This window comes from Pseudomonas sp. AB6 (assembly GCF_034314105.1).
Taxonomy (GTDB): Bacteria; Pseudomonadota; Gammaproteobacteria; order Pseudomonadales; family Pseudomonadaceae; genus Aquipseudomonas.
The window spans coordinates 756,785-783,681 of record NZ_JAVIWJ010000001.1 but is presented as its reverse complement, the minus strand read 5'-3'; the positions used below and the strand labels follow the sequence as shown (position 1 = coordinate 783,681).

General features: G+C 55.6%; 30 protein-coding genes and 1 tRNA gene. 18 read left to right on the top strand and 13 right to left on the bottom strand.

Annotation, left to right across the window (positions count from 1 at the left end):
- Genes RGW60_RS03635 through hypE form a run of 4 tightly spaced genes read left to right on the top strand, consistent with a single transcriptional unit; the run spans position 1 to position 3,582 of the window.
- A complete protein-coding gene (locus RGW60_RS03635; protein WP_322202231.1) occupies positions 1-1,158 on the top strand; it encodes a carbamoyltransferase HypF in 1,158 nt (385 codons plus the stop codon).
- Complete coding sequence (locus RGW60_RS03630) at positions 1,149-1,382, top strand: HypC/HybG/HupF family hydrogenase formation chaperone (RefSeq protein ID WP_322165159.1); 234 nt, start codon at positions 1,149-1,151, stop codon at positions 1,380-1,382. Before RGW60_RS03635 ends, RGW60_RS03630 begins: the two co-directional genes overlap by 10 nt.
- On the top strand, positions 1,379-2,518 hold the full coding sequence (hypD, locus tag RGW60_RS03625) for a hydrogenase formation protein HypD (protein ID WP_322202229.1): 1,140 nt from the start codon (positions 1,379-1,381) through the stop codon (positions 2,516-2,518). The genes RGW60_RS03630 and hypD overlap by 4 nt, the downstream gene beginning before the upstream one ends.
- Positions 2,515-3,582 (top strand): hydrogenase expression/formation protein HypE, encoded by a 1,068-nt coding sequence (hypE, locus tag RGW60_RS03620; RefSeq protein ID WP_322202227.1) that lies wholly within the window; start codon positions 2,515-2,517, stop codon positions 3,580-3,582. Before hypD ends, hypE begins: the two co-directional genes overlap by 4 nt.
- 49 nt (positions 3,583-3,631) lie before the next feature.
- On the opposite strand, the gene RGW60_RS03615 is transcribed toward hypE, so the two are convergent.
- From RGW60_RS03615 to RGW60_RS03590, 6 genes are all read right to left on the bottom strand, one after another.
- A complete protein-coding gene (locus tag RGW60_RS03615) occupies positions 3,632-4,318 on the bottom strand; it encodes a HAMP domain-containing sensor histidine kinase (RefSeq protein ID WP_322202226.1) in 687 nt (228 codons plus the stop codon).
- Positions 4,315-5,919, bottom strand: a complete 1,605-nt coding sequence (locus RGW60_RS03610) for a response regulator (RefSeq protein WP_322202224.1) — start codon at positions 5,917-5,919, stop codon at positions 4,315-4,317. Before RGW60_RS03610 ends, RGW60_RS03615 begins: the two co-directional genes overlap by 4 nt.
- Positions 5,920-6,443: 524 nt before the next feature.
- Positions 6,444-6,773 carry a hypothetical protein gene (locus tag RGW60_RS03605; RefSeq protein WP_322202222.1) on the bottom strand — a complete coding sequence of 110 codons (330 nt, stop codon included), beginning with the start codon at positions 6,771-6,773 and terminating at the stop codon, positions 6,444-6,446.
- Positions 6,774-6,960: 187 nt separating this feature from the next.
- Positions 6,961-7,380 (bottom strand): DUF6691 family protein, encoded by a 420-nt coding sequence (locus RGW60_RS03600; RefSeq protein WP_322202220.1) that lies wholly within the window; start codon positions 7,378-7,380, stop codon positions 6,961-6,963.
- Positions 7,381-7,382: 2 nt separating this feature from the next.
- Positions 7,383-7,817: a YeeE/YedE family protein gene (locus tag RGW60_RS03595; protein WP_322202218.1), complete on the bottom strand. Its 435-nt coding sequence runs from the start codon at positions 7,815-7,817 to the stop codon at positions 7,383-7,385.
- A 319-nt stretch (positions 7,818-8,136) separates the two neighbouring features.
- Positions 8,137-9,015, bottom strand: coding sequence for an MBL fold metallo-hydrolase (locus RGW60_RS03590; RefSeq protein ID WP_322202216.1), 879 nt, complete (start codon positions 9,013-9,015; stop codon positions 8,137-8,139).
- A gap of 238 nt (positions 9,016-9,253) precedes the next feature.
- Here RGW60_RS03590 and RGW60_RS03585 point away from each other — a divergent pair, with 238 nt between their 5' ends.
- From RGW60_RS03585 to RGW60_RS03560, 7 genes are all read left to right on the top strand, one after another.
- Positions 9,254-10,573: a sigma-54 interaction domain-containing protein gene (locus RGW60_RS03585; RefSeq protein ID WP_322202214.1), complete on the top strand. Its 1,320-nt coding sequence runs from the start codon at positions 9,254-9,256 to the stop codon at positions 10,571-10,573.
- 141 nt (positions 10,574-10,714) lie between these two features.
- Positions 10,715-10,915: a cytochrome oxidase putative small subunit CydP gene (gene cydP, locus RGW60_RS23650; RefSeq protein WP_369124906.1), complete on the top strand. Its 201-nt coding sequence runs from the start codon at positions 10,715-10,717 to the stop codon at positions 10,913-10,915.
- Positions 10,912-12,483: a cytochrome ubiquinol oxidase subunit I gene (locus RGW60_RS03580; RefSeq protein ID WP_322202212.1), complete on the top strand. Its 1,572-nt coding sequence runs from the start codon at positions 10,912-10,914 to the stop codon at positions 12,481-12,483. The genes cydP and RGW60_RS03580 overlap by 4 nt, the downstream gene beginning before the upstream one ends.
- Entirely contained in the window at positions 12,476-13,612 is a 1,137-nt protein-coding gene (gene cydB, locus RGW60_RS03575; RefSeq protein ID WP_322202210.1) for a cytochrome d ubiquinol oxidase subunit II, read from the top strand. Before RGW60_RS03580 ends, cydB begins: the two co-directional genes overlap by 8 nt.
- Positions 13,613-13,635: 23 nt before the next feature.
- Positions 13,636-13,761 (top strand): cytochrome bd-I oxidase subunit CydX, encoded by a 126-nt coding sequence (gene cydX / locus RGW60_RS03570; RefSeq protein WP_322202208.1) that lies wholly within the window; start codon positions 13,636-13,638, stop codon positions 13,759-13,761.
- On the top strand, positions 13,758-14,042 hold the full coding sequence (locus RGW60_RS03565; protein ID WP_322202206.1) for a cyd operon YbgE family protein: 285 nt from the start codon (positions 13,758-13,760) through the stop codon (positions 14,040-14,042). Before cydX ends, RGW60_RS03565 begins: the two co-directional genes overlap by 4 nt.
- Positions 14,043-14,053: 11 nt before the next feature.
- Entirely contained in the window at positions 14,054-14,479 is a 426-nt protein-coding gene (locus tag RGW60_RS03560; protein WP_322202204.1) for a group II truncated hemoglobin, read from the top strand.
- A gap of 179 nt (positions 14,480-14,658) precedes the next feature.
- Here the strand turns inward: RGW60_RS03560 and RGW60_RS03555 are convergent.
- Positions 14,659-14,749: transfer RNA gene (locus RGW60_RS03555), tRNA-Ser, on the bottom strand.
- A gap of 240 nt (positions 14,750-14,989) precedes the next feature.
- Here RGW60_RS03555 and RGW60_RS03550 point away from each other — a divergent pair.
- The 7 genes from RGW60_RS03550 (at position 14,990) to RGW60_RS03520 (ending at position 19,258) form a co-directional block, all read left to right on the top strand.
- Positions 14,990-15,664, top strand: a complete 675-nt coding sequence (locus RGW60_RS03550) for a Bax inhibitor-1/YccA family protein (protein WP_322202202.1) — start codon at positions 14,990-14,992, stop codon at positions 15,662-15,664.
- Between the two features lie 118 nt (positions 15,665-15,782).
- Complete coding sequence (gene tusD / locus RGW60_RS03545; protein WP_322202200.1) at positions 15,783-16,175, top strand: sulfurtransferase complex subunit TusD; 393 nt, start codon at positions 15,783-15,785, stop codon at positions 16,173-16,175.
- A gap of 1 nt (position 16,176) precedes the next feature.
- On the top strand, positions 16,177-16,539 hold the full coding sequence (tusC, locus tag RGW60_RS03540) for a sulfurtransferase complex subunit TusC (protein ID WP_322202197.1): 363 nt from the start codon (positions 16,177-16,179) through the stop codon (positions 16,537-16,539).
- Entirely contained in the window at positions 16,539-16,838 is a 300-nt protein-coding gene (gene tusB, locus RGW60_RS03535; RefSeq protein WP_322202195.1) for a sulfurtransferase complex subunit TusB, read from the top strand. The genes tusC and tusB overlap by 1 nt, the downstream gene beginning before the upstream one ends.
- Positions 16,835-17,170, top strand: coding sequence for a TusE/DsrC/DsvC family sulfur relay protein (locus RGW60_RS03530; protein WP_322202193.1), 336 nt, complete (start codon positions 16,835-16,837; stop codon positions 17,168-17,170). The genes tusB and RGW60_RS03530 overlap by 4 nt, the downstream gene beginning before the upstream one ends.
- On the top strand, positions 17,167-18,168 hold the full coding sequence (locus RGW60_RS03525; RefSeq protein ID WP_322202191.1) for a glycosyl transferase family protein: 1,002 nt from the start codon (positions 17,167-17,169) through the stop codon (positions 18,166-18,168). Before RGW60_RS03530 ends, RGW60_RS03525 begins: the two co-directional genes overlap by 4 nt.
- Before the next feature lie 88 nt (positions 18,169-18,256).
- Entirely contained in the window at positions 18,257-19,258 is a 1,002-nt protein-coding gene (locus RGW60_RS03520) for a glutathione S-transferase family protein (protein WP_322202189.1), read from the top strand.
- Between the two features lie 59 nt (positions 19,259-19,317).
- Here the strand turns inward: RGW60_RS03520 and cysG are convergent, their stop codons facing one another.
- From cysG to ftsK, 6 genes are read right to left on the bottom strand one after another with little or no spacing between them, the layout of a single operon-like run.
- The gene (cysG, locus tag RGW60_RS03515; protein WP_322202187.1) at positions 19,318-20,712 is read right to left on the bottom strand and encodes a siroheme synthase CysG; all 1,395 of its coding nucleotides are present in this window, start codon (positions 20,710-20,712) and stop codon (positions 19,318-19,320) included.
- A complete protein-coding gene (gene serS / locus RGW60_RS03510) occupies positions 20,713-21,993 on the bottom strand; it encodes a serine--tRNA ligase (RefSeq protein WP_322202185.1) in 1,281 nt (426 codons plus the stop codon).
- A gap of 16 nt (positions 21,994-22,009) precedes the next feature.
- Positions 22,010-22,384 (bottom strand): fluoride efflux transporter CrcB, encoded by a 375-nt coding sequence (gene crcB, locus RGW60_RS03505; protein WP_322202183.1) that lies wholly within the window; start codon positions 22,382-22,384, stop codon positions 22,010-22,012.
- Positions 22,384-23,706, bottom strand: a complete 1,323-nt coding sequence (locus RGW60_RS03500; protein WP_322202181.1) for a replication-associated recombination protein A — start codon at positions 23,704-23,706, stop codon at positions 22,384-22,386. Before RGW60_RS03500 ends, crcB begins: the two co-directional genes overlap by 1 nt.
- A gap of 19 nt (positions 23,707-23,725) precedes the next feature.
- Positions 23,726-24,349, bottom strand: a complete 624-nt coding sequence (gene lolA, locus RGW60_RS03495) for an outer membrane lipoprotein chaperone LolA (protein ID WP_322202179.1) — start codon at positions 24,347-24,349, stop codon at positions 23,726-23,728.
- Positions 24,350-24,406: 57 nt separating this feature from the next.
- The gene (gene ftsK / locus RGW60_RS03490) at positions 24,407-26,809 is read right to left on the bottom strand and encodes a DNA translocase FtsK (protein ID WP_322206834.1); all 2,403 of its coding nucleotides are present in this window, start codon (positions 26,807-26,809) and stop codon (positions 24,407-24,409) included.
- Positions 26,810-26,897 lie beyond the last annotated feature (88 nt).

The window sequence follows — 26,897 nt, the reverse complement described above, 5'->3', positions numbered from 1 at the left end:
GTGCACAGTCAGAAACTCCCCAACATGAACGTCTGGCCACCGGTATTGGCCTGCGGTGCCTGGCTAAAAAATGCGGCGTGTCTGCTCCAGCGCGATCAGGTGTTGTGGTCACCGGTGCACGGTGATCTGGGCGATCCGCAAAGTTGTCTGGCCCTTGAGGCGTCGTTGGAACGCCTGCTGACATTGGCCGAGATCACGCCGCACGCTATCGCCCATGACTTGCACCCGGATTTCTACAGTTCGCAACTGGCCGTCAGCCTGGCCGAGCGATTGGACGTGCCAGCGCTGGCGGTTCAGCATCACCACGCCCATGTTGCTGCGGTGATGGCTGAACATGGACTCGACGGGCCGGTGCTGGGTCTGGCACTGGACGGCGTTGGCTTGGGCAGTGACGGCGCCGCTTGGGGTGGCGAGTTGCTGTGGGTCGCTCACGCTTGGCGTCGGCTCGGTCATCTGCTGCCGTTGCCGTTGCCAGGTGGCGACATCGCCGCCCGTGAGCCGTGGCGGCTGACCGCCGCCGCGCTGCACCTGTTGGGCCGCGACGCTGAAATCACCCCGCGTCTGGGCCCGCTGGTGGGCGAGCAAAGCGCCGGCACCGTCGCCGGCATGCTCCGCCGTGAGCTCAATTGCCCGCCGAGCAGCGGCGCGGGCCGCTGGTTCGACGCGGCTGCCGGAATTCTGGGTCTCAGTGTTCGCCAGCAAGCCGAGGCCGAAGCGGCTATCGCGCTGGAACGTTCGGCCAGCGAGTACCTGGCGGTGAACGCCGACCCGGTAGTTGATGGCCTATGGCGCATTCAAGCGGACGGCGTGCTGGATCTGCGCCTGTTGCTTACCCGGCTATTCGATCTGGCCGACCATGGCCGCAGCGCCGAAGGCGCAGCAGTTTTTCACTTGGCACTGGCTGCTGCCCTTTCAGACTGGGTACTGCAACAGCCTGGAAATCTGCCGGTCATGCTCGGCGGCGGCTGTTTCGCCAATCGCTTGCTCAGTGCGCGACTTACCCAACGGCTTAGCGCCTGTGGCGTACAGGTGTTTACCGCACAAAGCGTGTCCTGCGGCGATGCCGGACTTGCCCTCGGCCAAGGCTGGATCGCCGCCCATTGGCCCGAACTTGAAAGCCAAGCGGCCTTGCCGCTGGAGGAAATCCCATGTGCCTAGCCATTCCCGCCCGCGTCATCGAACTGCGTGGTGTCGACACAGCGCTGGTGGATCTCGGCGGTATCCGCAAAGAAATCTCCTTGGCGCTGGTGCCTGAAGCACAGGTCGGCGACTACGTGATTATCCATGTCGGCTATGCCTTGGGTTTGATTGATCCAGAAGAAGCCCAGCGCACGCTGGAAATGTTCGACGAATTGAACCGCGCGCAATCGGAAGCCTCATGAAGTACATCGACGAATACCGCGACGGCGAGTTGGCGCAACGCATCGCTGCCCGCATCCGCGAAGAAGCGCACCCCGACCGCGCGTATCGGTTCATGGAGTTCTGCGGCGGCCACACTCACGCGATTTCTCGCTATGGCGTGAGCGAATTGCTGCCGGATAACGTGCGCATGATCCACGGTCCTGGTTGCCCGGTCTGCGTATTGCCGATTGGACGCATCGACCTGGCAATCAAGCTGGCGCTGGAAGACGGCGCGATCCTGTGCAGTTACGGCGACACCCTGCGTGTGCCGGCCTCCGAAGGACTTTCTTTGTTGCGGGCCAAGGCCCACGGCGCTGACATCCGCATGATCTACTCGCCGCTGGATGCGCTGAAAATTGCTGAGGCGAATCCATCACGGCAAGTGGTGTTCTTTGCCATCGGCTTCGAGACCACGACCCCGCCTACCGCGCTGATCATTCGCGAAGCGGCGGCACGCGATCTGGATAACTTCAGCGTGCTTTGCTGCCATGTCCTGACCCCAGCGGCGATCTCTCACATTCTCGCCGCCCCGCAACATGACGCCGCTTCAGCGGTGGAACTGGACGGCTTCATCGGCCCGGCGCACGTCAGCATCGTCATTGGCTCGGCGCCTTATGAGGGCTTCGCCCTTCGGTACCGCAAGCCGGTGGTGATCGCCGGTTTTGAGCCGCTGGACGTGATGCAAGCCATCTTGATGCTGGTGCGCCAGGTCAACGGAGGCCGGGCCGAGGTTGAGAACGAGTTCATCCGCGCAGTCGGGCGCCATGGCAATACCGGTGCCCAGGCGTTGATGGATGAAGTGTTCGAGCTACGTCCCAGTTTTGAATGGCGCGGGCTCGGCGAAGTCCCGCTCAGCGCCCTGCGGATTCGCCCGGCCTTCGCCCGCTACGACGCCGAAGTGCGCTTTGGCCTGGAATATAAGGCGGTGCCGGACCACAAAGCCTGTGAGTGCGGCGCAATTCTGCGGGGCCAGAAAAAACCCACTGATTGCCGCTTGTTTGGCACCGTGTGTACACCGGAAAACCCCATGGGGTCATGCATGGTTTCCAACGAAGGCGCGTGCGCCGCGCATTACGCCTACGGGCGCTACAAGGATATTGAGGTGGTCGCTTTATGAACGCTCGTTCCCCGGTCAAGCGCGGCTATGTTCGTCCGCTGAACCTGCGCGACGGGCGCATCGACATGAGCCACGGCGCGGGCGGACGCGCCTCGGCGCAATTAATCGAAGAACTGTTCGTCGCCGCCTTCGACAATGCTTGGCTGCGTGAGGGCAACGACGGCGCTGTCTTCAGCCCGGCACTCGCCCCCGGCGAACGCATGGTCATGGCCACCGACGCCCATGTGGTCTCGCCGCTGTTCTTTCCCGGCGGCGACATCGGCAGCCTGTCGGTGCATGGCACGGTCAACGACGTGGCCATGACCGGCGCGCGCCCACTCTATCTGTCCGCCAGCTTTATCATCGAGGAAGGCTATCCTTTGGCCGACCTCAAGCGCATCGTCGAGTCCATGGCCCGCGCCTCCCGGGATGCCGGTGTACCGATTGTCACCGGCGATACCAAAGTGGTTGAGCGCGGCAAAGGCGACGGCGTCTTCATCAGCACCACCGGAATTGGCGTGGTCGCCACTGGCGTTGACACGGGCGGCCATCGCGCGCGTCCTGGCGATGCCATTTTGTTATCCGGTAGCATCGGTGAGCACGGCGTGGCGATCATGTCCAAGCGCGAGGCGTTGGAATTCGACACCGAAATTCTTTCCGACAGCATTGCCCTGCACGAACTGGTCGCCAAGATGCTCGCCGTCGCTCCAGGTCTGCGCGTACTCCGCGACCCGACGCGGGGCGGACTGGCCACAACGCTGAACGAAATTGCTGGTCAATCCGGGGTGGGCATGTTGCTCGACGAAGCGATGATCCCGGTTCTACCCCAAGTTGAAGCCGCCTGTGAACTGCTGGGCCTCGATCCCTTGTATATCGCCAACGAGGGCAAGTTGGTCGCCATTTGCTCGCAGGCCGACGCCGAACCGCTGCTGAGTGCCATGCGCGACCATCCGCTGGGGCAAAACGCAGTGCGCATTGGCACTGTTCTGGATGACTCACATGGGTTCGTGCAGATGCAGACCCGCTTTGGCGGGCGGCGGATCGTGGATTGGTTGACCGGGGAACAATTGCCTAGGATCTGTTGATCCGCGCGCAGGGTGTGCGCGTCATCTTAATGCTGATGACGGCGAGACTTTAGGGCAGGTAAATAATGAATTTACCGCCGCCCAACTTGCCGCCGTTGGCCAGTTCGATGTGCCCACGCACACCGTTTCGCTCATGCCGTTCGGCGATGCGCGCGGCGAAATAAAGGCCCAAGCCGGTGCTGCCGCTGCGTTGATTGATACCCTGCACGTAGTCTGACTGATGCTCAAGCATCTGAGCCGGATAACCTGGGCCATCGTCATTGACGGTCAACACCAATTGGCCGTCCTCTTCATGGGCGGTGATCAGTATCGTGTGGCGCGCATAGCGGATCGCATTGATGATGATGTTTGCCACAACCGAGCTGATCAGTTCACGGTCAAAGAAACCGAGTTCATTAAAGCCCTCGATCTCGTAGTTCGCGACAATACCGTGACTGTGCAAGACATCCTGGTGGCAGGCCAGCAGAGCTTCGATGAAATCATCAAGCTCGTGATAGTCAGGGCGCAGGGGTAGCTGATTGACGCCCAGCTTATATAGCCCAAGCAGTTGCACCAACATACCGTTGAGGTGGGCAAATTCGTATTCGATGGCCCCATGTTCGGGGACGTCTTGCTGAGCTTTAGTCAGTTGAGTCAGCCACTGGCTGTGAGCGTGCATCAGCGTCGATAAAGAATTTTTCATGTCATGTACGACGGAGGCGATCACCATCGAGAAGTCGAGCCCGTTATCGTTCATGCGCCAAACGCCCTGCTTTGCAATTTCTGATAGCGCTCATAACGCGGGTCGGTCTCGGGCATCATGCCAATCATCTTCAGGCAAACCCGACATTCTTCAAGCCCTGCAGAATCTGCAGGCATACCTTTTGCGTGCAGCAACGACTGCACCAGGTTCAGCGCGATACTGATGTTCTTTGATTGCAACGCCATTGCCTGACGGAAGAAACTTTGGGCTTCGGCGATATTACCGGCCTTGTATTGGCGCACGCCTTGAAGGTTTAGATCGGACGCCGCCTTGCCCGCACCAAGGATCGCTGGATCATCGGTTAGGCGACCGATACCTTGCATGACCGCAGGATCATCACCGTATATTTCTGCGCAGCTTTTCAATATTCCGGCGCCTGCTTTTTCTTGGCCCAGTTGCTGGAGTTGGGAGGCAACCAATAGCGCAGTCTCGGCGCTGAAGAAATGATCCATGCCCTCAAGATGTGCCAACGCCTCCAGCGTCAGTTTCGCCGCAGCTTCAGGGTCTGACCGTTTAAGACTGGTGGCTTTCATCAAACCGGTGCGCATTTGTAGCCCCTGGTCGCTACCGTATTCCTTCGCGACATCCCCCAGTGTCTGGTTAACCTCTACCCGAGAGCGCGCATCCAGCCCGTTATCGCCATTTTTGTTGATCAGCGCTTGTGCCAGGCCCAAGTTACTCTCTGGATCCTTGAAACGAGAAAACTTGCCTTGGGAGACAGCGTAACGATAGGCCTTGGAGGCACTTTCAAAATCGTCATTACCCATCGCCAACTTGCCCAGCAACCGTTGCCGGCGCACCGCCAATGGCGACAGACGCACCGCATTTTCAAGCACGCTCTGTGCGCGCTTGACCTCTCCCTGAGCAACCAACACATCGGCCAGACCGTCGTAGAGCGTGGGCATCATCGGGAAGGCAACAATTGCTCGCTCATAAATCGCCTGTGCCTCGACGGCTTTACCACGTTTGAGTAATAACTTGCCGAGCCCCGCGTAAGCCCAAGGCGTAGCGCGGTCGGCCAACACCGACTTGAGAAAGCTTTCCAGCGCGTCATGTTGATTTAGATCGCGCAAGGCATTGGCCTTGTAGCGCAAGCAGAGGGGAGCGAAGCGCTGGTCTTGCTGCGTAAGGCTGGCGCAGGCAGCCATTACTTCCACAGGTTTGTCACGATCAAGCGCCTGAAGAATCGGCTTGAGTAAGGTCTTGCGCTGGGCAAGCTTCTCAAGACGCTGAGCCAGGCCAGCGCGGTTGAAAGGTTTAGTCAGATACGCATCAGGCTCCCACTCCAAAGCACTCATTACCATGGCTTGGCTATTCTCGGCCGTGACCATGATAAAAATCGCTTCATGACTCATTAGCTTGTCGACCATCAAGTCTTCAAGCACTTGCTGACCATTTTTTTTACCGTCACCAAAGTTGAAATCATGCAGGATAAAGTCGTAACGCTTTTGCGCACACATGAGCAACGCCTGCTCACCGGTGTCGGCGGTATCTACTTCCACTACACCCAATTCGCGCAGCATCGACCTGACCGAACTGCGGAAGTCGGAGAAATCATCGGCGATAAGGAAGCTTTTCTTGGAGTACGCCAGCATCGAGATTCCTGTCGTGGGAAGTAAAAAGAGTGCCCAGGCAAATACCCATGCAAGGTTGGGTGTAGCTTCGCTGCCAATTACGGCGCGCGCATCATAACAACATCAATAAGCCATCAAACGATTTTACACACAGAGATTGTGCCCGCTAATTGACGCCTTGCATGAGCTGGACATAAGAGTAGCCAGACGCTCGGATAAAAGCGATGAGGAGGCTAATTACCTTGCAGTATTGGGCCACCGCATACGGGATCAGTTTAGTAGCTGCCCAAGGCTGCGATGAATGTTCAATACTTACTATTCTGTATGTGCCCAAGCATTGATGGAGTTGGCATTTCATCGAAGCGTCAATGCAGGCGACCCAGGGTTTGCGGTCGAAGTCTGCCAGAGGGTAACAAACCTTTTCACAGGCAATTGCGGGCCCTATGTTAGCTGCCAGGCAGCGGCTTTGATGACGAGCACTACCTCGAACGGCCTTTGGCAGTTAGATACGATTTACTCATCCCAAGCTTCTGCCGAGGGTAGGGCTACTGAGCTTCTTTTAAATAATCCTTGAGTACTGTCAATGGCGCATCCAAAGCGGCTATCGTCTCAACGCGTCTGACGTTATCGGAGAGTTTATGAAGTTCTTTCCCGAGCGGCGTATCAGCCCCCCCTAAAGCGTTTAGCGCAACCTGCAGGCAATCGGCCACTTTAAGTTGTATCGCTTTGACATCACCTCTGCGAACAAGCAAGCCGAAGACCTCTTTTTGGTAATCACACATCACAGTGTCTTCACGCAAAATCGGACTGTCGCCCTCCTTCTCATGCACCAGCTTGAGGCAAAAAAGGGCAACCGTTTCCAGTGACGATTCCATACAGTGAATCCTTAGGGTTTAAACGGGCCGGATAAGGCAGAATAATAACCCATTGGATTGATCTTATACGCTAACAAATAGGGGAGCGATTGGGTTGCATAACCGCAGAACTTGCAATTTTCATCTCCTGCCCAAGCACACTTTCGACACTACGCATCACCCACCTTCTTTTAGGGTGATCTTGCGATCACTGATTGGGTCGTTTTTCCAACGCACGAAATAACAGCATGCCGACCAGCATGGCTAGTATGAAAACGACGATTTGCCAGCGACCTGTCATTAGCATTGTCACCGCAGGCCCAGGACAGATACCAGCAATCCCCCAGCCAATACCAAACAATAAGCTGCCGCCGATGAGCCGCGAGTCCAACTCCCGCTTTACAGGTAGTTGCATTGGTCTCCCTAGCAATGATCTGGATTGGTGGCGCGCCCAAGTAAGCGGGCCGATGGCTATACCGATTGCCCCAACCATGACCAGGCCCAAGGACGGGTCCCAAGCACCCGTAAAATCTAAGAACGCCAATACCTTTCCAGGATTCGCCATGCCCCCCAAGAGCAGACCGAAGCCAAACAGCAGACCGGCAATGAACGCAGTTAGTTTGATCATATTTAGCCTCCGAACAAATGACGCAAAAAAAATACCGTAGTAAAACCACTGAACATGAAACACGCAGTGGCGATCATTGAGCGCGGCGAAAGGCGCGATATCCCGCACACCCCATGGCCGCTCGTACAACCCGATCCATAGCGGGTGCCGACCCCCACCAAGGCGCCTGCGACGACAAGACCGAACCAACCAGTCTGAAACTCCATCTGTGGCAGGGCGGTAAACAACTCCCATAAGAGCGGTGCGACGAGCAGTCCGAGGAGAAACAGCGCTTTTTCACTCACCCCCTCGCTACCACGCTGTAAAAGATTCGCAATCAGGCCGCTGATACCAGCAATACGCCCATTGGCAACAGTAAATAGACTTGCAGCCAAACCAATTAATATGCCGCCTGCAAGGGATGACCATGGAGTAAAGTTGAGCCAGTCGACATTCACAAAGCTTCTCCGACGCGAAATTGTTTAAACCGATTTGAATAACCACAAACCGCGCAGATGCAGATGCAGATGCAGATGCAACAGATAATCTGCTTTCTGTAACGGCGAGTTTTCACCCGTCCTCCACGGCGTTTACTTGCTGCCCCACGCCTACAGCCTTCCACGATGGTTACACACCCTGTGCAGACCGACGTCTTTTAGTTCTGCCGACTGACCTAACGAAATCTGTCCAGATACCGATAGTCTTGGTACGAGGTGACGTATGAACATAGGTGTCTGCGTTTACATATTTTTCATGGATTTTTTTTTGCGAGCGAAGTCAGGCGACGTTAAGAGGGATTTTCAGATAGCGTGTGCCGTTTGCTTCAGCTTCAGGAAAATGTCCAGCTCGCATATTTACCTGAACCGATGGCAGGATCAGCGTCGGCATCTCCATGATTGCATCGCGCTTGGTGCGCATTGTTACAAACGCCTCCTCACTAATACCGTTACGGACATGTACGTTGTGGGCGCGTTGGTCAGCAACGGTGCTGACAAATTGCACCTCTCGGTCGTCGGGTTGATAGTCGTGACACATGTACAACAAGGTGTTGGCTGGCAGACTCAGCACCTTGTTAATCGACTGAAATAACGTGCGCGCGTCACCGCCGGGAAAATCACAACGTGCCGTACCGTAGTCGGGCATGAACAGGGTATCGCCAACGAATGCGACCGTTTCGTTGCCGTCGCTGATTACATACGTCATGCACGCCGGTGTGTGTCCTGGCGTGTGCAGCGTTCGGCATTGCAACGTGCCAATGGAGAATGGCTCGTCATTCATGAACAGGTGATCGAACTGACTTCCGTCCCGAGCCATTTCCTTACCTGTGTTGAACAAAGCGCCAAAGACTTCTTGCACGGCCGCAACTTGGTTGCCAATACCTGTTTTGCCACCGAGCTTTTCTTTTAGGTAAGGCGCAGCCGTAAGGTGGTCCGCATGCACATGGGTCTCAAGTATCCATTTAACCTTCGCATTTAGCTCGACCACCCTTGCAATCAACTTATCTGCAGACGTAGTAGCCGTGTGGCCTGACTTACAGTCGTAATTAAGTACGCTGTCCACTAAGGCGCAGTGGCGAGTAGGTAGATCCAGCACAAGATAGCTGACAGTACGGGTGGCAGTATCGAAGAATCCTTCAACGTGAAGTTTTGCGGTCATGATCAGTCTCCTTAGGGGGGCTCTTTCCGAGTCGCTCGCACCAAGGGCTGACAATTGCAATAAAGCTGCCAACTAGGAATAGTGCTCGTAGTAAATTCATCTAATTGATTTTATTGAAATATTTATTTATTTATTGGGATAACTCTGTATTCCAGCAGTTCTAACAAACTGCCATTGGCAGCTTGTTGACATAGGTGGCACTGCCACAACAGTATGAGCCAATCCCCTTGGAGCCATGATGACCAATAGCCGGCCTCCCCAAAACGGTCCACACCCGCACCAAGTACAGTCACTTGTCTCGTTTCTTGAACACGAGGCAGATCCAATGATCGTGCTTGATCCGGACTACAACATCCTGGCTGCCAATACCGCGTATCTGCGTCAGTTCGGGAGCATTGATAAACCCTTCATCGGCCACAAGTGCTATCAGATTTCGCACCATTACGATGTTCCCTGCGATCAGGCCGGCGAGCATTGTCCGATGAAAAAAGCGCAAGAGTTGCGCGGCCCAGATCGAGTTTTGCACATTCACCACACACCACGCGGTCCCGAGCATGTCGAAGTCGAACTACGCCCGATTCTAGATGTAAAGGGAGTCATCACCGCTTATGTGGAACGCCTTAAGCTGGTCCGCAGCGCATCGGCGCGACCCAGCAATGAGGGGTTGGTCGGATCGTCACCTGCTTTCAACCTTGCCCTGTCGGAACTTCAGCGAGTAGCACCGTCAATGTTGCCGGTACTGTTATTGGGAGAGTCCGGCACAGGTAAGGAGCTATTCGCCCGCGCCGTACATGAAACCAGCGAGCGCACAGCTGGACCGTTTGTGGTGGTCGATTGCTCGGGACTGACTGAAACGCTCTTTGAAAGCGAACTGTTCGGACATGAAAAAGGCGCGTTCACCGGTGCCACCACTCGCAAGCCTGGCTTAGTTGAAACAGCTCAGGGCGGCACGTTATTTCTCGATGAGATAGGCGACGTTCCACTGGCGATGCAGGTGAAATTGTTACGTTTGATCGAGTCCGGCACTTATCGCCGCGTTGGCAGCGTCGAGACCTTGCACGCTAACTTTAGATTGATTGCAGCAACTCACAAGCCTCTGGAAAAAATGATGGAGAAAGGCGAGTTCCGGCAGGACTTGTACTACCGCATCAGCGCTTTTCCGATTCAGTTGCCGCCGTTGCGCCACCGAATCGAAGACATTGGCTTGCTCACTCATTCATTTCTGCAACGGGTAGGCCCTGGTAGGCGCAGGCTGACCATCGACATTGATGCCCTTGTGCAACTGCAGCACTTTGCCTGGCCGGGCAATATTCGCGAGCTACGCAACGTGCTGGAGAGAGCCAGTCTATTCGCCGACGACGGCGTAATCCGCACGGTACATCTACCGGTGGCGTCAGCTTCGATACCTGCCCAAGTTTCTGTTCCCGCTCCTTTCGACAGCGGCACGCTGAAACATGTACTGGCCACATTCAGAGGCACCCGCAGCGAACTTGCAAAGCATTTGGGCATTAGCGAACGTACGTTGTATCGGCGACTGAAAGAGCAAGGACTGGCCTAACTATACGACAGCCTATGGCTGCCAATCACTGCCGCAATGGCAGATTGGCAGCATCTCAATCTGCCAAGGTATCTCCGGTCTTTATACTGAAACATTTAAGTTATTGTTATTAAACGATAAAAATCACATTTCCCTCTTGGCATGACGCGTGCTAACTGCATAGTCATGACCAATTCCGACAAACGACTACGGCGCCATCTGCTAATAGCAGTGCTAATCAAGTTGGTGGTGCTAACAGTGCTTTGGTGGCTGTTCATCCGAGAATCGCGCGTGAGCGTTGACTCGAACACCATCAGCGAAAGGTTCGGCGTACCCACCTCGACTCAAGGGGCAAGCAAGTGATTTCAGAACATCTGGTGGAATTGTCACGGCTGCAGTTTGCAGCCACAGCGCTGTACCACTTTCTATTTGTACCTCTCACCGTTGGCATGGTGTGGCTGCTGGTCATTATGGAAAGCGTCTACGTGATGACGGGTAATGTCATCTGGAAAGACATGACACGATTCTGGGGCAAGCTGTTCGGTATCAACTTTGCGTTAGGCGTGACTACCGGTATTACACTGGAGTTTCAGTTCGGGACCAACTGGGCGTACTACTCACACTACGTAGGCGACATCTTCGGTGCTCCGCTGGCGATCGAGGGCATGATGGCGTTCTTCCTCGAATCAACAATGATTGGTTTATTCTTTTTTGGCTGGGACCGATTAAAAAAGGAGCACCACTTTCTGGTCACCCTGCTAATGGCCATCGGGACCAACCTTTCAGCGCTGTGGATTTTGATTGCCAACGGCTGGATGCAAAATCCGGTGGGTTCTGAATTCAGCTATCTAACCATGCGCATGGAGATGGTTGACTTCTGGGCAGTGGTTTTCAATCCAGTTGCACAGGCCAAGTTTGTGCATACCGTCTCGGCCGGATACGTCACCGGTTCAATGTTTGTGCTGTCTATTTCAAGTTGGTATCTGCTTAAGAATCGAGATGTCGAGTTTGCAAAGCGAAGCTTTCGGGTTGCGGCAGCCTTCGGCTTGGCGTCAGTGTTAAGCGTTATCGTCTTGGGTGATGAGTCTGGTTATACGGTGGGCGAGGCACAGCAAACTAAGATGGCGGCCATGGAGGCCATGTGGGAAACAAAACCAGCACCCGCCGGACTGACATTATTGGCCAGCATCAACGAAGGCGAGTCGAAGAATAACTGGGAAGTTGAAGTGCCGTGGTTGATGGGGTTGATTGGCACCCGATCGGTAAGTAAGCAAATCCCTGGTATCCATGAGATCAAGGAAAAAAACCGGGCTCGCATCCTGCGCGGCATTACTGCAGTCAATGCGCTGGAAACATTGCGCAAGCATCGCGGTGATCCAGCTGCACTGCAGGTGTTCGAAGAATATAAGGCAGACCTCGGTTTCGGCCTGCTGCTTAAGAAGTATGTCGAGGATGTCAATCAGGCCACACCGGACATCATAGATAAAGCCGTCAACGATACCGTGCCTCGCGTTACACCTATGTTTTGGGCATTTCGGATCATGGTAGGTCTAGGGTTTGCGATGCTGCTGCTATTTGGGCTGTCGTTCTGGAGCACGTTGAAGTCGACCTGCACGCAACGCCGCTGGTTATTGCGTTTAGCGCTCTGCATGCTGCCAGCGCCTTGGATCTCCTGCGAACTTGGCTGGTTCGTTGCCGAATACGGCCGCCAGCCATGGACTATCTACGGTGTGTTACCAACCCACATGAGTGTCTCAACGCTTGGCGTCAACAATTTATACGGGTCGTTAGCAGGATTCATTGTCTTCTACACCACGCTGCTGGTGGTAGAGATGTTCTTGATGGTCAAGTTCGCCCGTCAAGGTCCAGGCAGTCTCGGAACTGGCCGGTATGTCTACGACGCCAATTTGAAGGAAAGCCATCATGCTTGATTATTTCACCCTGAAAATTATCTGGTGGGCGCTGGTAGGCGTACTGCTGATTGGCTTCGCCATTATGGACGGCCACGATATGGGGGTCGGTACATTACTGCCGTTCGTTGGCCGCAATGATATGGAGAGGCGCGTCGTTATAAACACTGTCGGCCCACACTGGGATGGGAATCAGGTCTGGTTCATCACTGCTGGCGGCGCGTTATTTGCAGCATGGCCAGTGGTTTATGCAACGGCGTTCAGCGGTTTTTACTGGGCGATGATACTGGTTCTTTGGGCGTTGTTTTTCCGCCCCGTCGGCTTCGATTATCGCAGCAAGATTCAAAATTCAACGTGGCGCAACACTTGGGATTGGGGTCTATTCGTGGGGGGTACAGTACCCCCACTTGTATTCGGGATCGCGTTCGGGAATTTGCTGCAAGGAGTACCGTTCCAGTTCAACGATTATTTGGTATCAACCTACACTGGCAGCTTCTGGCAGTTGCTGAATCCCTTCGCACTGTTGTCGGGCGTTGTCAGTAGCGCAATGATTACTCTGCAAGGCGCAAGCTATCTGGCACACCGTACTGAAGGTGTTATCCAGACCAGGGCTGTAAAGGGTGCGGTGGGTGCGGCCATCGTGCTGGCTTGCTCATTTGTAATCGCCGGAATTTGGCTACAGTCGATCGATGGCTATCGCATTACCTCAGTGGTTGACACGGCTGGACTGCCCGACATCCTCGGTAAATCAGTAGTACGCGAAGCGGGTGCCTGGATGACCAACTATAGCCACTACCCTTTGTTGTGGCTGTTACCTTTGATGGGCTTGGCTGGCGCAGCGAGCGCAGCCATGCTGCTGATGGTTCGCCGCACTCTCTCAGCATTTGTGGCGTCATCGCTTGCTGTCGCCGGTGTCATCAGCACCGCAGGCGTTTCAATGTTTCCATTCATCATGCCGTCATCGTCAATGCCCGCTGCAAGTCTGACCGTTTGGGACAGCGTTTCCAGCCACCTTAGCCTTGCCATCATGTTCTGGGCGGCATTGATTTTCATGCCACTGATCATCCTTTATACCTCATGGGCGTATCGCGTCATGCGGGGCAAGGTGACCATCGCGCACATTAAAGCCAACGACCACTCAGCCTACTAGTGCCAGCAAAGGAGTAAAAAATTATGTGGTATTTCGCCTGGATGCTGGGAGTCGGTTTTGCATTGCTACTGGCGATATTGAACGCGATGTGGGGCGAGAACGAAGCTGGTCGCGCCAGGACAGACAGCGATGAGGCAGAGTCACGATGACCCACGTCGCTAACGTCCCACCTACCTCACGCATACACGTGCTGAGTTTGATTATCGCCGTGGCGATCATGCTGGCTTGCACCCTTTATCCGCCTCTGATCGCAGCCGCAGATGGAAAAGCTGACCACGCTCTTGCAACTGCGCTGTTCGCAGCCATGAGCGTGGCTTTTGTAAACGGGGTGGGATTTGTCCCGCGCGCGCCGGTCTGGCGATGGTTATTTTCAGGATGGACCTGCCTTGCAGCGCTTGCCCTCGCCGGCTGGATAAAGTTCTTACTTTGAATAGTGATGACATGACTGAACTATTAAATTCCCAGCATGAGAACAACGCCAGTGCTTACCTCCAGTTAGGGGGTGAGGCAGGTATCCATAAATTGGTCGACCGTTTTTATGAGCTGATGGAAGTGCTATCCGAGGCGCGAATAGTGCGTCGGATGCACCCACCAAGTCTCAAGGGCAGCGCGGACAGCCTTTTTAAATTTTTGAGCGGGTGGCTTGGAGGGCCACCACTGTTCCGGCAGGAGCGTGGCCACCCGCGTCTGCGCATGCGACATGCGCCCTACGCGGTCGGTATTGTCGAACGCGATGAATGGATGTTGTGCATGCATCGGGCGATCAACGAGCAGGTAGACGACTCGGGCCTAAATGCGAAGCTGCAACGTATGTTTTCCGAAATGGCCGACCACATGATCAATGTCGACATTTCTTTCGATAAATAAGATGGGATTGGCCGCTAAAGCATTGCCTTTCGAATCCGCTTCGCCCGCGATGCGCTTGCCTCAGGGGATATTTAAATGCCCTATGTGCCGCCGTTGGTAGGGTCAACTACTTGAAGCACCCGAATTCCAGGCAAAAAAAGGGCTTAGATTATCTCTAAGCCCTTTATTTTTTTGATGTTTGGCGGGAAACCAGGGATTCGAACCCTGGGAACGCTATTAACGTTCGCCGGTTTTCAAGACCGGTGCATTCAACCGCTCTGCCAATTTCCCGTATTACCTGTAGCTTAACGCAGGCGTGCAGCTGAGAAGTACCTGATATAAGGACTCATCGACCTGTTACGGTCGGCGGCTTCAAGACTGCTACCTTAGACCGCTCGGCCACACCTCCGTTGCTGTTGCGGGCGCCATAATACCCGAATGAAACACACTGTCAAACTCTGATGCTAGCCAGCAGCGATGCCTCTGTTATGATCTTTGCGTCTTAACATTTCAACCACCGGGAGTCTCGCCATGCGCGAACAGGATTACGCAGTCAACAACGGCGTGCAGGCCGATCAGCTAGAGATTAGCCGCGTCCTGCGCAATACCTACGGTCTTCTGGCTATCACTCTCGCCTTCAGCGGTCTGATGGCTTATATCGCTCAGCAGAATCACGTGCCTTACCCTAACGTGTTCGTCGTGCTGATCGGCTTTTATGGCCTCTTTTTCCTCACCAACAAATTACGTGACTCGGCATGGGGCTTGGTTTCGACCTTCGCTTTGACCGGTTTCATGGGGTACCTGCTCGGCCCGATCCTCAATCGTTACCTGGGTATGCAGGGCGGCGCTGAGGTGGTTAGTTCGGCGTTTGCGATGACTGCCCTGGTGTTCGGCGGCTTGTCTGCTTACGTATTGATCACCCGCAAGGACATGAGCTTCCTCGGTGGCTTCATCACCGCTGGTTTCTTCGTTCTGCTGGGTGCCACGTTGGCGAGCATGTTCTTCCACATCAGCGGTCTGCAATTGGCGATCAGCGCCGGCTTCGTGCTGTTCTCGTCGGTGTGCATCCTGTTTCAGACCAGCGCCATCATTCAGGGCGGCGAACGTAACTACATCATGGCAACCATCAGCCTGTATGTATCGATCTACAACCTGTTCATCAGCCTACTGCAAATATTTGGCCTGATGGGCAGCAGCAAAAACTGATGCACTGCTGACCTTCAGTAAGCTTAGCTCCAACAAAAAGCCCGCCGAGCGGGCTTTTTGCTGCCTGCCGTTCGCAAACTCTTTATCATGGCCACAGATTTGTTGACCGAGCTGACACATGAAGTTTGCCATCGCCTTATTCTCTGCGGCCCACGTGCCCTCTTCCCGCCGCGCCTTGCTGTTTGCTCAGGCGGCGCTGGCCGGTGGTCATGAGATTGTACGGTTGTTCTTCTATCAAGACGGCGTGCACAGCGCATCGGGCAATATCGTCACGCCTCAGGATGAACTCGACCTGCCGCGCCTATGGCGCGAGTTCGTGACCGAGCATCAACTTGATGGCGTGGTCTGCATCGCCGCCGCCTTGCGTCGCGGCGTATTGAATGAAGAAGAAGCGCAACGCTACGAGCGACCGGCCGCCAACTTGCCAGCTCAGTGGGCATTGTCAGGGCTTGGCCAGCTGCACGATGCAGTGCAAGAAGCTGACCGACTGATCTGCTTCGGAGGACCGTGAAATGCCTAAATCACTATTGGTTATTAGCCGTCAGGCGCCATGGTCCGGCCCCGGTGCGCGGGAAGCGCTGGACATCGTGTTGGCAGGCGGCGCATTCGATTTGCCGATTGGCCTTCTCTTCATGGATGACGGTGTGTTTCAGCTGATACCCAATCAACAAGCCGCCCAACTCCAGCAGAAAGACCTGACCGCCAACTTGAAGGCCCTTTCGCTGTTTGGCATCGACGATATTTACGCGTGTGGCGACAGCCTCGCGGAGCGCGGCGTACTTCCCGACGAGTTGACGATCGAAAACCTGACGCTGCTGCACGGCCCGGAACTGTCGGCGACCATTGACCGCTACGACCAAGTGATCACGCTCTGATGTCGACTTTGCATGTGTTATCTCACTCGCCGTTTACCGACAGCCGCTTGACGAGCTGCCTGCGGCTGTTGGGCACCAAGGACGCCATTTTGCTGTGTGGCGACGCAACCTATGGGCTGAGTCAGGACTCTGCGCCATTCAAGGCGCTTGAGACCCGCCGCGCTTCACTCAAGCTGTTTGTGCTGGAAGAAGACCTCCTTGCGCGGAATCTGGCGTTACCGCTCTGGGCCGAAAGCGTCGATTATCCTGGCTTCGTTGCGCTGTCGATCCGCTTCGACAAGGTGAATACCTGGCTATGAAACAGTTGCAGATCGCCGAACACCATGTGGCGTTGGACAAGGATGGTTTCCTTGTAGACCTCAATGACTGGTCCAGCGAAGTGGCAACTACCATCGCCGAGCAAGAGGGCATTGCCCTTAACACCGATCATTGGGAAATTCTCCACTTACTGCGGGCGTTTTATGCGGAGTTCCAGCTATCACCCGCCACCCGCCCGCTGATCAAATACACGGCGTTGAAGCTCGGTCCTGAAAAGGGCAACAGCATGCACCTCAATCGCCTGTTCAATGGCACTCCCGCCAAACTCGCCGCCAAGCTGGCGGGCCTGCCCAAACCGACGAATTGCATATGACCGACTTTGCCCCGCTGACCCTTGAAACCCCCGCCGAACACCCGTTTGCCCCGTTCGTGCGTATTCTCGGCAAAGGCAAACGTGGCGCCCGCGACATGACCCGTGAAGAAGCCCGGGAAGCCATGGGCATGCTCCTCGACGATAAAGTCGAAGATACTCAGCTTGGTGCCTTCTTGATGCTATTGCGTCACAAAGAAGAAAGCGCGGAAGAACTCGCAGGCTTCACCGAAGCGGTGCGCGAACGCTTGCACGCGCCGGCACTCAAGGTGGATATCGACTGGCCAACCTACGCTGGCAAGAAACGTCACCTGCCGTGGTACCTGCTCGCGGCTAAATGCCTGGCACAAAACGGAGTCCGGGTATTGCTTCACGGTGGAGGCGCACATACCGCAGGGCGGTTATACAGCGAGCAGTTGCTCGACCTGCTGGGCATCCCGCTGTGCCGCAATTGGCAAGCGGTCGGGACCGCGCTTGAGCAGTACAACCTGGCGTTTATTCCACTGGGAGATTGGGCGCCGCAATTACAGCGCATGATCGACCTGCGCAACACGTTGGGCCTGCGTTCGCCGATTCACTCGCTGGCGCGGGTGCTCAACCCACTGGATGCACGCTGTGGCTTGCAAAGCATTTTCCACCCCGGCTACCAAGGGATGCACCGCGAAGCCAGCGGTCTGTTGGGGGATAACACCATCGTCATTAAAGGCGATGGCGGTGAAGTTGAAATGAACCCCGACACCATCAGCCATCTGTATGGCACCACTGGTGGCCAAAGCTGGGATGAAGAATGGCCTGCACTGGCACCACGACGCCACGTCAAACCGGCCACCCTTGACCCCTTACAGTTAACGGCGTTATGGCGCGGGGAGATTGAAGACAGCTATCCGCAGCTCGCGCTGATTTCAACCATCGCCCTGGCTTTACGGGGTCTTGGAACACCGCGGGATGAAGCATTCGTGCTGGCTCAGAAATATTGGGACGCCCGAGATCGATCGATTTAACCGATCATAACCGTCGATGCTTTGTATTATTTGCTCAAAGCATTGCCTTTAGACTGATCTCCAACGCAAAACAGCTTAGGAGATTGTCATGGGCCTTCTGATCGACGGACGCTGGCATGACCAGTGGCATCAAAGCAGCAAAGACGGCGCGTTTCAGCGCGAAGAAGCGCAACGTCGCAATTGGATCACTTCAGATGGCAGTGCCGGCCCTAGCGGTGAAGGCGGTTTCCCCGCGCAAGCCGGTCGCTATCATTTGTACGTTTCCCTCGCTTGCCCGTGGGCACATCGCACACTGATCGTGCGCAAGCTAAAAGGCCTCGAAAGCTTGATTGACGTGTCCGTGGTCAGTTGGCTGATGCTGGAAAATGGCTGGACCTTCGACCAGACCCTTGGCTCCAGCGGCGACAAGTTGGACGGTTTCGAGTTTATCCATCAGCGTTACACCGCAGACGACATCAACTACACCGGTCGGGTAACGGTCCCGGTGCTGTGGGACAAACAACAGCAGCGAATCGTGAGCAATGAATCCTCGGAAATTATCCGCATGTTTAATTCGGCGTTTGACGGATTGACCGGCAATCGATTGGACTTGTACCCGAAATCACTGCGCGCCAACATCGACGAGCTAAACAATCATATCTATCCCTCGGTGAACAACGGCGTTTACCGCGCAGGCTTTGCAACGTCGCAAGGCGCTTATGAGCAAGCATTTGATGAGGTGTTCGCGGAATTGGACACCCTGGAAATGCTTCTGGGCCAAAAACGCTATCTGGCTGGCGCGCATCTGACTGAAGCCGATGTACGCCTGTTCACAACCATCGTTCGCTTTGATGCGGTGTATTACGGTCACTTCAAATGCAACTTACGACGCATTACCGACTACCCGAACCTGAGCAATTGGCTACGGGAGTTGTATCAGTGGGAGGGCGTTGCTGAGACCGTGGACTTCAAACACATCAAGAATCATTACTACGGGAGCCACAAGACCATCAACCCCACCGGGATCGTGCCAAAAGGCCCAGCGTTGAACTTGCACACAAACCATGATCGCGCACGCCTTGAAGGCAGCGGCATTTGGTCAGGCGCTTAAACAGTTGAGGTAAAGACCCTGATCACCGGAAATGGGTGACCAGAGTCTTCGCGCAATCGTTAAATTTTCGACTGAGCGCCTTCAAACCATTTCAGTTTTTCCCGCAGCTGAACAACCTCTCCCACGATAACCAGTGTCGGCGCATGAACTTCATGCTCGGCCACTAATTGCGGAAGGTTCGCCAGCGTGCCAGTAAACACCCGCTGATTCGATGTGGTGCCTTGCTGGATCAGCGCGGCAGGAGTGTCGGCGCTGCGACCATGCTTGATCAGTTGCTCACAGATAATCGGCAACCCAACCAGCCCCATGTAAAACACCAACGTCTGTGCCGGTGCCACCAAGTCGTTCCAACGCAAGTCGGTGCTGCCGTCTTTAAGGTGCCCAGTGACGAAGCGCACAGACTGCGCATAATCACGGTGGGTCAGCGGAATACCGGCGTAGGCCGCGCAACCACTGGCGGCGGTAATGCCTGGCACCACTTGGAACGGTATGCCGTGGGCCGCCAACTCTTCGATTTCTTCGCCGCCGCGTCCGAAAATAAACGGATCGCCGCCCTTGAGGCGCAAAACACGCTTGCCTTGTTTGGCCAGTTCAACCAGCTGCTGATTGATCTCGTCTTGCGGCAATGTGTGATCGGCACGCTGTTTACCCACGTACACCCGCTCGGCGTCGCGTCGGCACAACTCAAGAATCGCCGGCGCAACCAAGCGGTCGTACAGCACCACGTCGGCTTGCTGCATCAATCGCAGGGCACGAAAGGTCAACAAGTCCGGATCGCCCGGACCCGCACCGACCAGATACACCTCGCCCACCGCGCTGGGTACTTCGCCGTTGATCTTGGCAACTAATAAACGCTCGGCTTCTGCACCTTGCCCGGCCAACTGCCGATCAGCAATCGGCCCTTGAAACACCTCTTCCCAGAACGCCCGACGCTGCTGAACATCCGGGAGCAGGTTTTTTACCTGACTGCGAAACCGCGCAGCGAGGCCAGCCAATTGACCGTAGGTCGATGGAATCCAGGTTTCCAGCTTGGCGCGAATCAACCGCGCCAGAACCGGCGCATCCCCACCGCTGGAGACCGCGATCACCAACGGCGAGCGATCAACGATGGCCGGGAAAATCACGCTGCATAACGCTGGCGAATCCACCACATTGACCGGCACACAACGCCGTTTGGAGTCACGGGAGACCTGGGCGTTGAGCGGCTCGTCGTCGGTGGCTGCGATGATTAACACGCAGCCGTCGAGATCACTCTCAACGTAACCACGGACAATCACTTCGCCGCCGCCACCCTCTACCAACTCGCGCAGTTGCACCTCTATTTCAGGTGCAACCACCCGTAACACTGCACCGGCATCAGCGAGCAGGCGGGATTTGCGTAACGCAATTTCACCCCCGCCCACCACCAGCACGCGACTGCCATGCAGGTTATGAAACAGCGGTAGAAATTCCATTTAGCCGATGACCTCAAGGCCACCCATGTAAGGCTTAAGTACCTCAGGTACCCGAATCGAACCGTCGGCCTGTTGGTAGTTTTCCAGCACGGCAACCAGCGTCCTACCGACAGCCAGACCCGAACCGTTCAATGTATGAACAAGTTCCGGCTTGCCGGTTTCCGGGTTGCGCCAGCGTGCCTGCATGCGTCGTGCCTGAAAATCACCGCAGTTTGAACACGACGAAATTTCACGGTATTTGTCTTGGCTAGGAATCCAGACTTCAAGGTCGTAAGTCTTGACTGCACTAAAGCCCATGTCGCCGGTGCACAGCGCCAGCACGCGGTATGGCAATTCCAGCAGTTGCAACACGCGTTCAGCGTTACCAGTCAAGCTTTCCAAGGCAGCTTGCGATTGATCGGGCTGAACGATCTGAACCATCTCGACCTTGTCGAATTGGTGCTGACGGATCATTCCCCGGGTGTCGCGGCCCGAGGCGCCAGCTTCGCTGCGGAAGCACGGGGTGTGTGCGACGAATTTCATCGGCAGCAGCTTGGGGTCCAAAATCTCGCCAGACACGATATTGGTCAGCGACACTTCCGCCGTCGGAATCAGGTACAGATCGGCCTCACCTTCGCGGGTGATTTTGAACAGATCTTCTTCGAATTTCGGCAATTGGCCGGTGCCCTGCAACGCAGGCGCCTGCACCAGATAAGGCGTGTAAGCCTCTTCGTAGCCGTGGTCGGTAACGTGCAGATTGATCATGAACTGCGCCAGCGCGCGGTGCATACGGGCAATCGGGCCACGTAACAACGCAAAACGTGCGCCAGAAAGCTTGGCCGCGGTTTCAAAGTCCAGCCAACCGAATTTTTCGCCCAGCGCGACGTGATCCTGAATCTCGAAATCGAAAGCAGTTGGAGTGCCCCAACGACGAACTTCGACGTTGTCGTTTTCGTCAGCGCCCAACGGCACCGATTCGTGCGGCAGGTTCGGCATGCTCAGTAACATCGAATCCAGATCTACCTGAATCGCGTCCAGTTCGATTTTGCCGGCAGCCAGTTCATCGGCCATGCGGTCCACATCGGCCATTAGTGGAGCGATGTCTTCGCCCCGCTGTTTAGCCTGGCCGATAGATTTGGATCGGGCATTACGCTCGGACTGCAACTGTTCAGTACGGGTCTGGACGGTCTTGCGCTGGGCTTCCAGCGCTTCGATGCGGGCGATATCCAGGGTGAAACCACGGGACGCCAGGCGATCCGCTACGTCCTGAAGTTGGGTACGTAACAGTTTTGAATCGAGCATATCGTTCTCTCGTCTATCAAAGTTTGGTCAGGGACAGGCCTGCCCAAGTGGCAAGTAGCCCGCCGAATACGCTAATACCCGCATAGCCCAGGGCCAGTGGCACTTGCCCGCTTTCAAGCAAGCGCAGCGTATCCAGTGAAAAGGATGAAAAGGTCGTCAGACCACCTACAAAGCCGACAATCAGGCCAGCACGAATCTCGATGGGTACTTCAGGACGGGTCAAGAACAGCCCGTACAGAATGCCAATGATAAGGCAGCCGACCAAGTTAACGGCCATTGTCGCCGCGTAAAAGTGGCGTGGCCAGTTAGCATTGACCCAGTTGCCCGTAGCGAAGCGCAATAATGTACCAGCGATGCCGGCTACGGACACCGCAAGAATCATTTGAATCACTACTTTCTCCGTTTGCGCGGGCTGGCTTTGTCTAGCGTCGCCAGATGGTTGAGCTTTTCTCCGATCTTCAACTCAAGACCTCGCGGGACGGGCTGGTAGTACTGACGCGGCTCAAGGTCGTCTGGAAAGTAGTCTTCGCCAGCGGCATAGGCATCAGGTTCATCGTGGGCATACCGATACTCCTCGCCATAACCGAGCTGTTTCATCAGTTTGGTCGGTGCGTTACGCAAATGCAGCGGGACTTCCAGCGAGCCGTGCTCAGTGGCTTCACGCATCGCGGCCTTGAAGCCCATGTACACGGCGTTGCTTTTTGGCGCACACGCGAGATAAACGATGGCCTGGGCCACGGCCAACTCTCCTTCAGGGCTGCCCAAGCGCTCTTGCACGTCCCACGCCGACAAGCAAAGGGTCAGCGCGCGCGGGTCGGCATTGCCGATATCTTCACTGGCCATGCGCACCACGCGCCGGGCCAGGTACAACGGGTCGCAGCCGCCATCGATCATGCGCGCGAACCAATACAACGCAGCATCCGGGTTTGAGCCACGAATCGATTTATGCAGCGCCGAAATCTGATCGTAGAACGCTTCGCCGCCTTTATCGAAACGACGACGGCTGTCGCCGAGCAAGCTTTGCAGCAGCTCGACGCTGATTTCGGCGCCGTCTTCGGCCAGGTCTGAGGCGTTTTCCAGCAGATTGAGCAAGCGCCGGCCATCACCGTCGGCGGCGGCCAACAGCATCTTGAAACCTTCATCGCTCAGCGACAGCTGATGTTTGGCTAAACCGCGCTCTTCGGTCAGGGCGCGCTGAACCAGTTTGTGCAGCGCCGCTTCGTCCAGGCTTTTAAGCACGTAGACTCGGGCGCGCGACAATAAGGCGTTGTTCAATTCGAAGGATGGATTTTCGGTGGTAGCGCCAATAAAAATCAGCGTACCGTCTTCAACATAGGGCAGAAACGCGTCCTGTTGTGACTTGTTAAAACGGTGCACTTCGTCGACGAACAGGATGGTGCGCCGCCCGTATTGCCCGGCCTGTTGTTTAGCGATTTCAACAGCCTGGCGAATTTCCTTCACCCCAGCCAAGACCGCCGAGACTGTCTCGAAGTGCGCATCAGAGACTTTCGCCAGCAGCCGCGCCAACGTGGTTTTACCCACGCCTGGTGGCCCCCAGAAAATCATCGAATGAAGCGCGCCCTGCTCCAGCGCCTCACGCAGAGGCTTGCCGGGAGCCAGCAAGTGTTCTTGGCCGACGTACTCATCAAGATTGGCCGCGCGCAGGCGTGCAGCCAAGGGTTGAGCAATCGGATCGCTTCGAAACAAGTCCATGGGCTGCGCTTGAAACCTCTTATTCCTGAATGACGTCAGCGCCTTTCGGGATGTCGAACACAAACTTGCTCGCCGGAATCGATTGGTTGGCCTTGACGCCAGTGAACAAGATATTGGTGCGCTGACCGACGCTGTCGACCAGTTGCATGTCATTGATCATGCCGTTACGGAACGACAGCCGCAGGCTGTCGAACAGCGTGTCCTTGGTCTTGGGCTTGAGGATAAAATCAATCACGCCACCCGCTTCTTTAGCGCTGATATCGAAGCTTTCGCTGATTTTCGACACATCACCGGAAAGCAGCAACGCAGGGGTTTGAGTCAGGCGCTGATCCAAGGTCTTGATGGTCACTTGTTGCAAATCCGGATCCCACAGTGAGACTTTTTTGCCGTTGGAAACCATCAATTGCTCTTGGGGCGCATCGGTGTGCCAGTAGAACAGGCCAGGGCGCTGCAGTGCCATGTCACCGGCGGTCTCCTGCAACTGGGTGCCACTGCCGTCTAGCGTCAGCTGAGAGAAGCGTGCAGATAGGGTTTTCGACGTTTCAAGCAACTGCGTCAGGCGCGTAACGTCCTTGCTATCGGCGTGAGCCGAAACCGCAGAAAAAGCCAGTGCAGATACAAACAACATGCGAATAAGGCGCATGGGATTCCTCATTGAATTCAGTGATAGTCCGAACGATGCAGAACCACGCCGTCCGGGTTAGTCGCGCATCGGGGCCGGCGCGAGCACTTCGCGCGAGCCATTGGTATTCATGGACGTCACAACCCCAGCCTGCTCCATGGTTTCGATCATACGCGCCGCACGGTTGTAGCCAATTTTCAGTTTGCGCTGAACGGCAGAAATGGAAGCGCGGCGGCTTTCCAAGACGAAACGTACTGCTTCGTCGTACAGCGCATCGCTTTCGCTGTCGTCGCTGCCTTCACTACTGCCACCGTCAAAGCCGCTGCCAGGCTCTTCAACGCCTGCCAGAATATCTTCGTTGTAATCGGGTGTACCTCGTAGTTTCCACGCCTCTACGACGCGGTGTACTTCTTCGTCGGAAACATAGGCGCCATGCACCCGAATCGGCAAACTAGTGCCAGGCGGCATGTAAAGCATGTCGCCGTTGCCCAACAGCTGTTCAGCGCCGCCCTGATCAATGATGGTCCGGGAATCGATCTTGCTCGATACCTGGAACGCCATACGGGTAGGAATGTTGGCTTTGATCAGGCCGGTGATAACGTCCACCGACGGACGTTGGGTCGCAAGAATCAAGTGAATACCGGCCGCTCGGGCTTTCTGGGCAATACGCGCAATAAGCTCTTCGACCTTTTTACCGACAATCATCATCATGTCGGCGAATTCATCCACCACCACCACGATGGTTGGAAGGGTTTTTAGCAAAGGCGCTATATCGTGAATGCTTTCGCGTTTGTACATCGGATCTGAAAGCGGTGTGCCCGCCTCTTCTGCGTCCTTCACCTTGCGGTTGAAGCCAGCGAGATTTCGCACACCCATATTCGCCATAAGCTTGTAACGCCGCTCCATCTCGGCAACGCTCCAACGCAGGGCATTTGCGGCGTCCTTCATGTCGGTAACCACCGGGCACAACAGATGCGGAATGCCTTCGTAGATCGACAGTTCAAGCATTTTCGGGTCGATCATGATCAGCTTGGCGTCTTCCGGGCCTGACTTGAACAGGATCGACAGGATCATGGCGTTGACCCCCACTGATTTACCGGAACCTGTAGTGCCGGCCACCAATAAGTGCGGCATTTTTGCCAAATCGGTGATAACCGGGCGACCGCCGATATCATGCCCCAGCGCCAAGGTAACGGGAGACTTGGCGTCATCGTATTCAGGCGACGACAGTACTTCAGAAAAGCGCACCACCTGACGGTCTTCGTTGGGAATCTCGATACCAACCGTAGTTTTGCCAGGAATCACTTCAACCACACGCACGCTGGTCACAGCCAGTGAACGCGCCAAATCCTTGGCCAAGTTTGAAATACGACTGACCTTGACTCCCGCAGCAGGCTGAATTTCGTAGCGCGTGATCACCGGGCCTGGGTGAATGGAGTCAACGGTGACTTCCACACCAAACTCTTTGAGTTTGATTTCCAGCAGATGGCCAACGGCGGCCAATGACTCGGGGGAATAGTTGAGCTTCTTGACCTCCGCCGGGTCGAGGATAGAAATGGGCGGCAGGGTGCCTTCTACCGCGCTGTCGATGAACAATGGCGTTTGTTTCTCTTTCTGCACGCGCTTACTCGGCTCCAGGGCCTTCGCCGGTGCGGGGGTAATGACGGCTGGCACGTGCTTCTCGCGGTCGGTCATGTGCTTGCTGAGGGCTTGTTCCCGCTCGATCAACCGCTCTTTGGCCTTAACTTGCTCGCGGCGATCAGCGGTTACCGGGGCGACTACTTCGTTTACGCGGCTGTCGACCTCACGCAGTTGAGCAACCATTTGCTTGCGATCATTGCGCGATGACCACCAGCGATTGGCCGCGCTTTGAAACAATTCGAACAGATCAAGGGTGATCTTGCCGGTAACATCCATCACCTTGAACCATGAAAGGTCCGTGAATACGGTCAGGCCGAACAAAAACAGCGCGATGAACAACAACGTACTGCCCTGAATATTCAGTGCATTTTTTGCAAGGTCGCCCAGACTTTCTCCTAGCGCCCCGCCACTTGACGCAGGCAGCCCCGCCGTAAAATGAAAATGGATATGGGCCAATGCTGCGCCGGACAACACCAAAAATACCAAGCCGATCAACCGCCAGGAAAACAACCAGCCACTCCACAGCCACGGTTCATGCCGCTGACGGAAGATCTGATAGGTTTTAATCGCCAGCAACAGCGGGAATATGTAAGCGAAATAGCCCAACACCATAAACAGGATGTCGGCCGAGAATGCACCTGCGCGGCCCGCAGCGTTTTGTACCTGCAGCGAATTACTGGTATGACTCCAGCCGGGGTCGCTCTGGTCATAGGTCAATAACGCCATCATCAGGTACAGGCACAGAGCGCCAATGGCAATCAGCGCACCTTCCTTAAGTCGGTAGTGCAACTGCTGACGCCACAGCGGTAGGGGATTGGTTACTACGGTGGATTTCTTCAAACGCTTTTTTTCCTGCGCCTCGGCGCGAACATCTAATGATTGACTATAAAATCCAATTTCCAGCGCCAAGAAGTAATACACCCACGGC